Source organism: Morganella sp. Je.2.23 (genome assembly GCF_051129855.1).
Classification (GTDB): Bacteria; Pseudomonadota; Gammaproteobacteria; order Enterobacterales; family Enterobacteriaceae; genus Morganella; species Morganella sibonii.
In genome coordinates this window covers 1,560,599-1,573,589 of record NZ_JBCPSQ010000001.1, presented here as the reverse complement: position 1 = coordinate 1,573,589, position 12,991 = coordinate 1,560,599, and the positions used below count along the sequence as shown (strand labels likewise).

The following is a 12,991-nucleotide window of genomic DNA, read 5'->3' as shown; positions in this document are numbered from 1 at the left end:
ATGCAAGAACTGAACCCTGAAGCAAAAAAAGCACTGCAAGGCGCAGTGAATGCGGCGCAGCCAGCCGGAAAACAACCTGATTTTGTGCTGAGTGACGAAGAGCGCACCGAAATCGAAGCGGAAAAACATCATTATGAAGATCCGCGTGCCGCCTCTATCGAAGCGCTGAAAATTGTCCAGAAACACCGTGGCTGGGTGGAAGACGGCGCGATTTACGCCATCAGCGATGTGCTGGGTATCCCGGCAAGTGACGTGGAAGGTGTGGCGACATTCTACAGCCAGATCTACCGTCAGCCGGTCGGCCGTCATGTGATCCGTTACTGTGACAGCGTGGTGTGCCATATCACCGGTTATCAGGGGATCAAGGCCGCACTTGAGCGCAAACTGAATATTCAGCCGGGACAGACAACCGCCGACGGCCGCTTTACGCTGCTGCCGACCTGTTGCCTCGGAAACTGTGACAAAGGGCCGACCATGATGGTTGATGAAGATACCCACAGTCACGTGACGCCTGAAGCCATTGAAACGTTACTGGAGCAGTATCCATGACAGTGAAAACGGTTTGCCGTACTGCGGAAACCCATCCTCTCACCTGGCGGTTGCGCGACGACCATCAGCCGGTGTGGCTGGATGAATACCGCAGTAAAAACGGTTATGCGGGGGCGGAACGCGCCCTGAAAGGCATGGCACCGGATGAAATCACCGGTCTCGTCAAAGACGCGGGTCTGAAGGGCCGCGGCGGTGCGGGGTTCTCCACGGGTCTGAAGTGGAGCCTGATGCCGAAAGACGAGAGCATGAATATCCGTTACCTGCTGTGTAACGCCGATGAAATGGAACCGGGCACCTACAAAGACCGGCTCCTGATGGAACAACTGCCGCACCTGCTGGTGGAAGGGATGCTGATCAGTGCCTTTGCCCTGAAAGCATACCGGGGCTATATCTTCCTGCGCGGCGAGTACATTGAGGCAGCGAAACACCTGCGTCACGCCATTGAAGAAGCGAAAGCCGCCGGTCTGCTGGGGAAAAACATCCTCGGCAGCGGGTTTGATTTCGAGCTGTTTGTGCACACCGGTGCCGGGCGTTATATCTGCGGGGAAGAAACCGCACTGATTAACTCCCTGGAAGGCCGCCGCGCCAATCCGCGCTCCAAACCGCCGTTCCCGGCCAGTTCCGGGGTATGGGGAAAACCGACCTGTGTCAACAACGTCGAAACCCTGTGTAACGTGCCGGCGATTCTGGCGCACGGCAAAGAGTGGTACATCGGTCTGAGTGAAGGCAAAAGCACCGATGCCGGGACCAAGCTGATGGGCTTTTCCGGCCGGGTGAAAAATCCGGGTGTCTGGGAACTGCCGTTCGGCACCACTGCCCGCGAGATCCTGGAGGATTACGCCGGGGGCATGCGTGACGGACTGACCTTAAAAGCCTGGCAGCCGGGCGGTGCGGGAACGGACTTCCTGACACAGGATCACCTTGATTTGCCAATGGATTTCGAACATATCGGCAAAGCAGGCAGCCGTCTGGGAACGGCGCTGGCGATGGCGGTGGATAATGAAATCAACATGGTGTCACTGACCCGTAACCTCGAAGAATTTTTTGCCCGCGAATCCTGCGGCTGGTGTACACCGTGCCGTGACGGACTGCCGTGGAGCGTGAAAATTCTGCGCGCAATAGAAAAAGGGGAAGGCCAGCCGGGAGACATTGAGACATTAGAGCAATTATGTCGTTTCCTCGGACCGGGTAAAACCTTCTGCGCACACGCGCCGGGCGCGGTAGAGCCGTTACAGAGTGCGATCAAATATTTCCGTGATGAGTTTGAAGCGGGGATCGTACAGCCGGTTTACGGCAACGTGCAGACCATTGCCGGGATACAGCCGAACCTGCTGAAGCAGCGCTGGTGATCCCTTACGGATTTTTCGTTTAACGCCTGCATAGCAGGCCTTTTGGAAGCATGCTGACTATGGCTACAATACATGTAGACGGCAAAGAATATGAAGTCGACGGGGCGGATAACCTGCTGCATGCCTGTCTTTCGCTCGGACTTGATATTCCCTATTTTTGCTGGCATCCGGCGCTGGGAAGCGTCGGCGCTTGCCGCCAGTGTGCGGTAAAGCAATATCAGAATGCCGATGACACCCGTGGTCGTCTGGTAATGTCATGTATGACACCGGCACAGGACGGCACCTTTATCTCGATTGATGATGAAGAAGCCAGACAGTTCCGGGAAAGTGTGGTGGAGTGGCTGATGACCAACCACCCGCACGATTGTCCTGTCTGTGAAGAGGGCGGTAACTGCCATCTTCAGGATATGACCGTCATGACCGGGCATTCAGTGCGCAAATACCGCTTCACAAAACGTACTCATCAGAATCAGGAGCTGGGGCCGTTTGTTGCACATGAAATGAACCGCTGTATCGCCTGTTACCGTTGTGTCCGTTACTACAAAGATTATGCGGACGGTACGGATTTCGGGGTTTACGGCGCACACGATAACGTGTACTTCGGGCGTCCGGAAAGCGGCACACTGGAAAGCGAATTCTCCGGTAACCTGGTGGAAATCTGCCCGACCGGGGTCTTTACCGATAAAACGCACTCTGAACGTTATAACCGCAAATGGGATATGCAGTTTGCACCGAGCGTCTGCCAGCAGTGCAGCGTCGGCTGTAACATCAGCCCGGGCGAGCGTTACGGCGAACTGCGCCGTATCGAAAACCGTTATAACGGTACTATCAACCATTACTTCCTCTGCGATAAAGGCCGCTTCGGTTACGGTTATGTCAACCGTGATGACCGTCCGCGTCAGCCGCAGCAGCGTCGTGGTGATGACTGGCTCACCATCAATGCGGAGCAGGCGGAACGTGCCGCGGCAGACATGCTGTATCACGCGAAACGCACCATCGGTATCGGTTCGCCGCGTGCCAGCGTGGAAAGCAACTTTGCACTGCGTGAACTGGTCGGGGCGGAAAACTTCTTCAGCGGCCTGTCCGCCGGTGAACAGCACCGTCTGGAAATGATGCTGGAAATCTTACAGCAGGGCGGTATCTATACCCCGTCACTGCGTGAGATGGAAAACTATGATGCCGTGCTGGTGCTGGGTGAAGATCTGACCCAGACCGCTGCCCGCGTGGCACTCTCTGTCCGTCAGGCCGTGAAGGGCAAAGCCCGCGAAATGGCCGCCGCACAGAAAGTGGCGGACTGGCAGATTGCCGCTATCCAGAATATCGGCCAGCGTGCGAAATACCCGCTGTTTGTCACGGCGGCAGATACCACCCGTCTGGCGGATGTGGCCGCGCTGCACTACAACGCACCTGTGGATGATCAGGCGCGTCTGGGTTTTGCGGTCGCCAATATCATTGATAATACGGCACCGGCAGTGACGGATTTACCGGCTGATGTGAAAGCACAGGCGGAAATGATTGCACAGGCACTGAGTGGTGCGAAAAAACCGCTGATTATCAGCGGCAGCAATCCCGGCAGTGATGCATTGATTCAGGCAGCGGCAAACGTAGCCTGGGCACTGAAAGATAAAGGCATTGACGCCGGACTGACCTTTGTCGGTGCGGAAGCCAACAGCTTTGGTGCCGCGATGACGGAAGCACAGCCGCTGGATAAAGCACTGGCTCTGCTGGCAGACGGCAGCGCGGATACCGTGGTGGTGATGGAAAACGACCTTTACCGCCATGCGGATAAAGCCGCCGTTGACCGCGCGCTGGCGGCCGCCGCGAATGTGATTGTGCTGGATCATCAGCGCACTGACATCATGGATAAAGCCTCACTGATCCTCTCCGCCAGCAGTTTTGCGGAAAGTGACGGTACGCTCATCAACCACGAAGGCCGTGCGCAGCGCTTCTTCCAGGTCTATGAGCCATCTTTCTATGACAAATCCATCATTATGCATGAAAGCTGGCGCTGGCTGACCGCGCTGTACAACGACCTGAATGAAAATACCCGTGACTGGTCACAGCTGGATCATGTGATTGATGCCTGCATTGAACAAATGCCGCACCTGGCCGGTATCAAAGATGCAGCACCGGATGCCTCATTCCGTATCCGCGGACAGAAACTGGCCCGTGAGCCGCACCGTTACAGCGGGCGTACTGCGATGCTGGCCAATGTCAGTGTTCATGAGCAGCGCCAGCCGCAGGATAAAGACACGGCGTTTGCCTTCTCGATGGAAGGGAACAACAGCCCGACAGCACCGCGTCAGCAAATTCCGTTTGCCTGGGCGCCGGGCTGGAACTCACCGCAGGCATGGAACAAATTCCAGGCGGAAGTGGGCGGTCATCTGCGTTTCGGTGATCCGGGTGTGCGTCTGTTCAGCGAAAAAGACGGCGGTATGGATTACTTCAGCACCATCCCGGCGGCATTTGCGCCGCAGCAGAATGTCTGGACGGTTGCGCCGTATTATCACCTGTTCGGCAGTGAAGAGTTATCACAGCGCTCACCGGTGATTCAGGAGCGTATGACGGAAAGCTATGTGATGCTGAATGCTCAGGATGCACAGCAGCTGAATGTGGCGGAAGGTCAGATTCTGTCGGTACAACTGACTGACAGCGCGCTGACACTGCCGGTACGTATCAGCACACAGCTGGCCGCCGGACAAATCGGTCTGCCGCTGGGGATGCCGGGTATTTCACCGGTACTGGCGGGTGCGTCGGTTAATCTGCAGGAGGTGGCACAATGAGCAGCTGGTTTACACCTGAATTAATCGATGTGCTGATTAATATTCTCAAAGCCATTGTGATCCTGCTGGTGGTCGTGACCTGCGGTGCCTTTATGAGCTTCGGGGAACGCCGCCTGCTGGGGCTGTTCCAGAACCGTTACGGGCCGAACCGTGTGGGCTGGGGCGGGTCGCTCCAGCTGGTCGCGGACATGATCAAAATGTTCTTTAAAGAGGACTGGACACCGAAATTCGCTGACCGCTTTATCTTCACTCTGGCACCGATGGTGGCATTTACCTCGCTGTTGCTGGCCTTTGCGATTGTGCCGGTCAGCCCTGACTGGGTGGTGGCGGATCTCAATATCGGGATTCTGTTCTTCCTGATGCTGGCGGGCCTGGCCGTGTATGCCGTGCTGTTCGCGGGCTGGTCGAGTAACAACAAATACTCGCTGCTCGGGGCGATGCGTGCGTCGGCTCAGACGGTCAGTTATGAAGTGTTCCTTGGTCTGTCGGTTCTCGGTGTGGTGGCGCAGGCGGGGTCGTTTAACCTGCTGGATATCGTCAACTCCCAGAGCACGGTATGGAACGTCATTCCGCAGATTTTAGGCTTTATCACTTTTGCGATTGCGGGCGTGGCCGTATGTCACCGTCACCCGTTTGACCAGCCGGAAGCCGAACAGGAACTGGCGGACGGTTATCACATTGAATATTCGGGGATGAAGTTCGGTCTGTTCTTCGTCGGGGAATATATCGGTATTGTGACAGTTTCCGCCCTGATTGTGACGCTGTTCTTCGGGGGCTGGCACGGACCTTTCCTGCCGCCGTTTGTCTGGTTCGCGTTAAAAACCGCTTTCTTTATGATGATGTTTATCCTGATCCGTGCGTCGCTGCCGCGTCCGCGTTATGACCAGGTGATGTCATTCGGCTGGAAAGTGTGTCTGCCGCTGACACTGATAAACCTGCTGGTGACAGCAGCCGTGATCCTGATAGCTCAATAAGGGGTGATTGAACCATGACATTGAAAGAGTTAGTGGTTGGTTTCGCCACCCAGGTACGCAGTATTTGGATGATAGGGCTTCATGCCTTCCATAAACGCGAAACCCAGATGTACCCGGAAGAGCCGGTTTACCTGCCGCCGCGCTACCGCGGCCGGATTGTGCTGACGCGCGACCCGGACGGTGAGGAGCGCTGTGTTGCCTGTAACCTGTGCGCCGCGGTCTGTCCGGTCGGCTGTATCTCTCTGCAAAAGGCAGAACAGGAAGACGGCCGCTGGTATCCGGAATTTTTCCGCATCAACTTCTCACGCTGCATTTTCTGCGGATTATGCGAAGAAGCCTGCCCGACCACCGCAATCCAGTTAACGCCGGATTTCGAACTGGGTGAGTTTAAGCGCCAGGATCTGGTGTATGAAAAAGAAGATTTATTAATCTCCGGTCCGGGTAAATATCCTGACTATAACTTCTATCACAAAACCGGGATGGCGGTTGCGGGCAAAGCCAAAGGCGAAGCCGACAACGAAGCCAAGCCGATTGATGTGAAAAGTCTGCTGCCATAAGGGGAGAATAACGATGGAAATTACCTTTTATGTTGCCGGACTGATCGCCATTCTGGCCACGCTGTGTGTGATCACACAGACCAACCCGGTGCATGCGCTGCTGTATCTGATCACCTCGCTGCTGGCACTCTCTGCGGTCTTCTTTGCCCTCGGTGCGTATTTCGCCGGTGCTCTGGAGATTATCGTCTACGCGGGTGCCATCATGGTGCTGTTCGTGTTTGTGGTGATGATGCTCAACCTCGGGCGGGCGGTTGCTGACCAGGAACGCAAATGGTTGTCCCCGTCCGTCTGGATGGGGCCGGGCCTGCTCTCGGCGGTTCTGCTCGGCGTGATGATCTACGGTATCCGCTCACTGAGTGATAACGGTATCGCCGGTGACGTTGTCACTGCAAAACAGGTGGGTATCAGTCTGTTCGGCCCGTATGTTCTGGTGGTCGAGCTGGCCTCCTTCCTGCTGCTGGCAGGTCTGGTGGTGGCATACCACATCGGGCGTGACGAAAAAGCGGGCGGCGATCTTGTCAGTCAGCGCAACTCGGAGGAAAAAGCATGATCCCTCTGCACCACGGATTAATTCTCGCGGCTGTGCTCTTCATCCTCGGTTTCACCTGTCTGGTGATCCGCCGCAATCTGCTGTTTATGCTGATTGGCCTGGAAGTGATGATCAACGCGGCGGCTCTGGCGTTTGTCGTCGGCGGCAGTTACTGGAACCAGCCGGACGGACAGGTAATGTATATCCTGGCCATCAGTCTGGCGGCGGCTGAAGCGAGTATCGGGCTGGCACTGTTGCTGCAATTGCATCGTCAGCGTCAGGATCTGGATATTGATAAAGTCAGTGAGATGCGCGGATGAACTTACTCTTTTTAACCATTTTGCTGCCGCTGATTGGCTTTCTGTTATTAGCCTTTTCACGCGGCCGCTGGTCAGAAAATGTGTCAGCCACCATCGGCACCGGGTCGGTGGGACTGGCGGCACTCACGGCGCTGTGGGCGGGGATGGATTTCTTCGCTAACGGCGGCGGGGTGTATCAGCAGACACTGTGGACATGGATGGATACCGCTTCCTTCTCCATCCCGGTCACCCTGGTACTGGACGGCCTGTCGCTGACCATGCTGGGTGTGGTCACCGGGGTTGGCTTCCTGATCCACATGTATGCCTCCTGGTATATGCGCGGTGAGGAGGGGTATTCCCGCTTCTTCGCTTATACCAACCTGTTTATCGCCAGTATGGTGATTCTGGTACTGGCCGATAACATGCTGCTGATGTATCTCGGCTGGGAAGGGGTGGGGCTGTGCAGTTATCTGCTGATCGGCTTCTATTACACCAATCCGGCCAACGGTGCGGCGGCGATGAAAGCCTTTATCGTGACCCGTATCGGTGATGTGTTCCTGGCGATCGGTATGTTTATTCTGTGGGATAAACTGGGCACGCTGAGCTTCCGTGAACTGGCGGTTCTGGCTCCGCAGCATATCGCAGCGGGCTCCGACCTGATTTTCTGGGCGACACTGATGATCCTCGGCGGTGCGGTTGGTAAATCCGCGCAGTTACCACTCCAGACCTGGCTTGCGGATGCCATGGCCGGTCCGACACCGGTTTCGGCACTGATCCACGCCGCGACCATGGTAACCGCGGGTGTGTATCTGATTGCCCGTACCCACGAGCTGTTCCTGTTATCACCGGAAGTGCTGCATTTAGTCGGCGTGGTCGGTGCTGTCACCCTGGTGATGGCCGGTTTTGCCGCACTGGTGCAGACGGATATCAAACGTGTTCTCGCGTACTCCACCATGAGCCAGATTGGTTATATGTTCCTGGCGCTCGGTGTGCAGGCGTGGGATGCGGCGATTTTCCACCTGATGACCCATGCATTCTTCAAAGCCCTGTTATTCCTGGCCTCCGGCTCAGTGATCCTGGCCTGTCACCACGAGCAGAACATCTTTAAGATGGGCGGACTGCGGAAAAAAATTCCGTTTGTCTATCTCTGCTTCCTGGTCGGCGGTGCCGCACTGGCCGCACTGCCGCTTATCACCGCCGGTTTCTACAGTAAAGATGAAATCCTGTGGGGTGCCGTGGTTCAGGGGCAGAATCCGCTGTTTATCGCCGGTCTGGTCGGTGCCTTTATGACATCCCTCTATACCTTCCGGATGATTTTCATCGTGTTCCACGGCAAAGAGCATACACAGGCGCATGCGGTGAAAGGCTTTACCCATACTTTCCCGTTACTGGTGCTGATGGTGCTGTCCACCGCAGCCGGTGCCTTTATCCCGCAGCCGCTGCACGGCGTGTTCCCGGCGGAAACCCTGACCGGTTCTGCTGACGGCAAACTGACCACCGAAATTATCTCCGGTGTGGTTGCTGTGGCGGGGATTGTGCTGGCTGCAATGCTCTGGCTGGGACGCCGCACGCTGGTGACAGCGATCGCGAACTCCGCGCCGGGACGCTTCTTCTCGGCCTGGTGGTTCCGCGCATGGGGCTTTGATGACCTGTATGATGCGATTTTTGTTAAGCCGTTTAAAGCGGTGGGCTGGTTACTGCAAAGTGATCCGCTGAACAGCCTGATGAATCTGCCTGCGCTGTTTGCCCGCTGGAGTAACAAAGGACTGAGCCTGAGTGAAAACGGACAGGTCCGCTGGTATATCGCCTCTATGGGGCTGGGTGCAGTGCTGGTTCTCGCTCTGCTGTTTTTGGTTTAAATAAGGGACACATTGCGCCATGCTATTACCCTGGCTGATTTTACTTCCCTTCATCGGCGGCCTGCTGTGCTGGCAGGCTGAGCGCTTCGGCACAAAGCTGCCGCGCTGGATCGCGCTGCTGGCGATGGGGATTACGTTATTCCTTTCTCTGTATCTGTGGATGCAGGGGAATTACAGCTTAGTTAACCCGAAAGGTCTTCCGGACTGGCAGGAGCAGTATTTCCTGGAGTGGATACCGCGTTTCGGCATTAATATTCATCTGGCTCTGGATGGCCTGTCACTGCTGATGGTGGTGCTGACCGCACTGCTCGGCCTGCTGGCTATCCTCTGTTCCTGGGGTGAAAACCAGCCGTATCAGGGCTTCTTCCATCTTAACCTGCTGTGGATACTCGGCGGTGTGATGGGCGTGTTCCTGGCGATGGATCTTTTCCTGTTCTTCTTCTTCTGGGAAATGATGCTGGTGCCGATGTACTTCCTGATCGCACTCTGGGGACACAGCGGCTCTGACGGCAAAACCCGTATCGGGGCGGCAACCAAGTTCTTCATCTACACCCAGGCGAGTGGTCTGGTGATGCTGATTGCCATTATGGCACTGGCGATTGTTCACCAGAACGCCACCGGTCAGTGGAGCTTCGCGTATGAAGATCTGCTGAATACACCGATGAGCTATGGTGTGCAGTATATGCTGATGCTGGGCTTCTTTATCGCGTTCGCGGTCAAGATGCCGGTGGTGCCGCTGCACGGCTGGCTGCCGGATGCCCACAGTCAGGCACCGACAGCCGGTTCTGTCGACCTGGCGGGGATTCTGCTGAAAACCGCTGCTTATGGTCTGCTGCGTTTCAGTCTGCCGCTGTTCCCGGAAGCCTCTGCGGACTTCACACCAATCGCGATGTGGCTGGGTGTCGCCGGTATCTTCTACGGCGCGTGGATGGCCTTTAAACAGACGGATATCAAGCGTCTTATCGCCTACACCAGTGTCTCGCATATGGGTTTTGTGCTGATTGCGATTTACTCGGCAAGTATGCTGGCGTATCAGGGCGCGGTGATGCAGATGATCGCACACGGTCTGTCTGCGGCAGGTCTGTTTATTCTGTGCGGTCAGTTATATGAGCGCCTCGGTACCCGTGATATGCGACAGATGGGCGGTCTGTGGAAACGGATTAAGTTCCTGCCTGCGCTGTCACTGTTCTTTGCGGTGGCGACGCTCGGGATGCCGGGCACCGGTAACTTCGTCGGTGAGTTCATGATCCTGTTCGGCAGCTTCGGCAGCTACACCCTGATCACTGTGATTTCCTCGGCAGGTCTGGTGTTTGCCTCCGTCTACGCGCTGTGGATGATGCAGCAGGCGTATTACGGCGCACCGAAGTCTGAAGAGCCTATCGCGGGCATGAATCTGCGTGAATTTTCCATCGTGATGCTGCTGGTGGTCTTACTGGTGATTCTGGGTGTTTACCCGCAGCCGGTGCTGGATACCTCGTCAGCGGCGATGGCAAATATTCAGCAGTGGTACACTGCTTCAATTTCAAATACAGGGTTGTAACGCGCCATGACAATAACTCCTCAACAACTGATCGCACTCTCACCACTGCTGATTATCGGGTTGACAGTGGTGGTTGTGATGCTGTCCATTGCGTGGCGACGCGATCACTTTATTAATGCCACACTGACCGTCATTGGTCTGAACCTTGCGCTGCTGTCTCTGTACTTTGTCGGACAGCAGCAGCCGATGGATGTGACACCGCTGGTGCATATCGACGGCTACAGCATGTTTTACACCGGGCTTATCCTGATTTCGTCACTGGCCACCACGACCTTTGCCTATTCGTGGCTGGAGACCTATCCGGATAACAAAGAAGAGTTCTATCTGCTGGTACTGATTGCCACGCTCGGCGGCATCCTGCTGTCGGGGGCGGATCACCTGGCGTCCTTCTTTATCGGGATTGAACTGCTGACACTGCCGCTGTTCGGGCTGATCGGTTATGCCTTCCGTCAGAAACGCTCACTGGAAGCATCCATCAAATATATGCTGATGTCAGCGGCGGCCTCGTCTTTCCTGCTGTTCGGGATGGCGCTGCTGTACGCGGAATCCGGTGACTTATCATTTGAAGGATTAGGCCGCAGTCTGGCGGACAGTCAGATTCATCAGCCGCTGGTACTGACCGGACTGGGCATGATGATTGTCGGTATCGGCTTTAAACTGTCACTGTTTCCGTTCCAGTTATGGACACCGGATGTGTATCAGGGAGCACCGGCACCGGTTTCCACTTTCCTGGCGACGGCCAGCAAGATCGGGATTTTTGCCGCGGTGCTGCGCCTGCTGGTACTGGCACCGATGGCGGATTCCGGAACATTGCAGACCGTTCTGACGGTGATTGCGATTGCCTCTATCCTGTTCGGCAACCTGATGGCGATCACCCAGAACAGCATCAAACGGATGCTGGGGTATTCGTCTATTGCTCACCTCGGGTATCTGCTGGTAGCCTTTATCGCGGTGAATGATCCGAAACTGGCGGAAGAGACTGCCGGAATCTATCTGGCCGGTTATCTGTTTGCCAGCCTCGGTGCGTTCGGTGTGGTCAGTCTGATGTCCAGCCCGTACACCGGACCGGATGCGGACTCCCTGCATGCTTATCGTGGTCTGTTCTGGCGTAAACCGGTGCTGGCAGCGGTAATGACAGTGATGATGCTGTCACTGGCCGGGATACCGATGACATTCGGTTTTATCGGTAAGTTCTATGTGGTGGCAACCGCCGTGAATGCAGAACTGTGGTGGCTGACGGCGGCGGTGGTACTCGGCAGTGCAATCGGTCTGTACTACTATCTGCGTATGATGATCAGTCTGTATATCCGCGGTTCGGAATCACCGGCGCGTATGGCGCCGTCCAACTGGGCGATGAGTGCAGGCGGTATTGTGGTACTGCTCTCCGCGATTATCGTGTTTGTGCTCGGTGTCTGGCCGCAGCCGTTTATCACACTGACCGGATACGCGGTACTGAGTTACTGATCATCGTTGTGAGCAGGGTTCTGAACACTGTTCTGAACACTGTTCTGAACACTGTTCTGACAGAAAAGCCGGGCTGCAGTCAGCCCGGTTTTTTTATGCCATACCGATAAATGCCGAAAAATAGCGGCGGTGCGCCAGAATAACCGTATCCAGGCCGGGCAGCGGGGTACTCTGACTGAAATAAGGCTCATACTGCCGGACATTTTGCAGCCAGAATAACAGCACCGCACTGATCAGGTTGTTAAACTTTCTCAGTTTTGGCAGCAATGCCAGCGCATTATTGATTTCCTGCATATGATCCTGTGATTGTTTCAGGTCTTTTTTCAGATTACGGATAAGTTTACTGAGGTCATAGATCCGCTGGCTGAGTGTTGTCCGGGTTTCCACCAGCTGAACATAACTCAGACCTTCGGTTAATGAGCTAATAACTGCTGAAATAACCCGCTGCAATTCATCCATAATAAACCGCTCTGATGAGGATAGTTCGACATCTTTCAGCTGCTCGGCGGTTGGCAGTGTGGTTGTACCGAAGATAGATTGTAATCCGCGCTGATGAATAATCTCTTCAGACTGAATAATGACGGCCAGTTTCTCTTCCCAATAGAGTTTATCGCTGCTGAATTTATCAATATCCGGCAGTGCATTGCTGATTGCTTTGTCCAGACAGGACTGATGATGGAATAACCCGTCCTGCAGCAGCGGAATAGCGGCGGAATCAAATTCAGTATTAAACAGGGTATTGATACGGTTCACTGAGTGATAAATCATATTTATCTGGCAGGTTAAGAAATCATAAATTTGTTTCTCATGAGGAAGTACCTGAATATTTATACCTGCATCAGGAGAAAGTGTGCTGAATAAATTTTCCAGGTCAAAATTATGAAGCTGAGAATAGATAACGGCAGATTCAGCGGAAATCATGCCCAGAATTCTGTTTTGCCATTTTTTTATATCACGGATCTGAAAATGCAAATCTGCTGCGGGCAGGGATAATGTTTCCGCGTTATTGCTGATATCATGACTTCCGGCTCTCATCTGTGCCAGGGTAATATGTTCAGGGTTAATGTCAGAATGTGTCATATTTATTT

General features: G+C 55.0%; 11 protein-coding genes. 10 read left to right on the top strand and 1 reads right to left on the bottom strand.

Going from position 1 to position 12,991, the window contains the following annotated elements; genetic code table 11:
* Genes nuoE through nuoN form a run of 10 tightly spaced genes read left to right on the top strand, consistent with a single transcriptional unit; the run spans nucleotide 1 to nucleotide 11,903 of the window.
* Nucleotides 1-549 carry an NADH-quinone oxidoreductase subunit NuoE gene (nuoE, locus tag AAZR23_RS07580; RefSeq protein WP_434691606.1) on the top strand — a complete coding sequence of 183 codons (549 nt, stop codon included), beginning with the start codon at nucleotides 1-3 and terminating at the stop codon, nucleotides 547-549.
* On the top strand, nucleotides 546-1,898 hold the full coding sequence (gene nuoF / locus AAZR23_RS07575) for an NADH-quinone oxidoreductase subunit NuoF (protein ID WP_046893309.1): 1,353 nt from the start codon (nucleotides 546-548) through the stop codon (nucleotides 1,896-1,898). Before nuoE ends, nuoF begins: the two co-directional genes overlap by 4 nt.
* A gap of 50 nt (nucleotides 1,899-1,948) precedes the next feature.
* Nucleotides 1,949-4,681, top strand: coding sequence for an NADH-quinone oxidoreductase subunit NuoG (nuoG, locus tag AAZR23_RS07570; RefSeq protein ID WP_317419365.1), 2,733 nt, complete (start codon nucleotides 1,949-1,951; stop codon nucleotides 4,679-4,681).
* Nucleotides 4,678-5,655 carry an NADH-quinone oxidoreductase subunit NuoH gene (gene nuoH / locus AAZR23_RS07565; RefSeq protein WP_107678884.1) on the top strand — a complete coding sequence of 326 codons (978 nt, stop codon included), beginning with the start codon at nucleotides 4,678-4,680 and terminating at the stop codon, nucleotides 5,653-5,655. The genes nuoG and nuoH overlap by 4 nt, the downstream gene beginning before the upstream one ends.
* Before the next feature lie 14 nt (nucleotides 5,656-5,669).
* Nucleotides 5,670-6,212 carry an NADH-quinone oxidoreductase subunit NuoI gene (gene nuoI, locus AAZR23_RS07560; RefSeq protein ID WP_046893306.1) on the top strand — a complete coding sequence of 181 codons (543 nt, stop codon included), beginning with the start codon at nucleotides 5,670-5,672 and terminating at the stop codon, nucleotides 6,210-6,212.
* Between the two features lie 13 nt (nucleotides 6,213-6,225).
* Complete coding sequence (gene nuoJ, locus AAZR23_RS07555) at nucleotides 6,226-6,762, top strand: NADH-quinone oxidoreductase subunit J (protein WP_166708101.1); 537 nt, start codon at nucleotides 6,226-6,228, stop codon at nucleotides 6,760-6,762.
* Nucleotides 6,759-7,061: an NADH-quinone oxidoreductase subunit NuoK gene (nuoK, locus tag AAZR23_RS07550; protein WP_004235168.1), complete on the top strand. Its 303-nt coding sequence runs from the start codon at nucleotides 6,759-6,761 to the stop codon at nucleotides 7,059-7,061. Before nuoJ ends, nuoK begins: the two co-directional genes overlap by 4 nt.
* A complete protein-coding gene (gene nuoL, locus AAZR23_RS07545; protein WP_182106736.1) occupies nucleotides 7,058-8,899 on the top strand; it encodes an NADH-quinone oxidoreductase subunit L in 1,842 nt (613 codons plus the stop codon). The genes nuoK and nuoL overlap by 4 nt, the downstream gene beginning before the upstream one ends.
* 19 nt (nucleotides 8,900-8,918) lie before the next feature.
* Entirely contained in the window at nucleotides 8,919-10,439 is a 1,521-nt protein-coding gene (nuoM, locus tag AAZR23_RS07540; RefSeq protein WP_218426257.1) for an NADH-quinone oxidoreductase subunit M, read from the top strand.
* A gap of 6 nt (nucleotides 10,440-10,445) precedes the next feature.
* Nucleotides 10,446-11,903 carry an NADH-quinone oxidoreductase subunit NuoN gene (nuoN, locus tag AAZR23_RS07535; RefSeq protein WP_046893302.1) on the top strand — a complete coding sequence of 486 codons (1,458 nt, stop codon included), beginning with the start codon at nucleotides 10,446-10,448 and terminating at the stop codon, nucleotides 11,901-11,903.
* A 93-nt stretch (nucleotides 11,904-11,996) separates the two neighbouring features.
* Here nuoN and AAZR23_RS07530 read toward each other — a convergent pair whose 3' ends face one another.
* Nucleotides 11,997-12,983: an alpha-xenorhabdolysin family binary toxin subunit B gene (locus AAZR23_RS07530; RefSeq protein WP_434691598.1), complete on the bottom strand. Its 987-nt coding sequence runs from the start codon at nucleotides 12,981-12,983 to the stop codon at nucleotides 11,997-11,999.
* Nucleotides 12,984-12,991 lie beyond the last annotated feature (8 nt).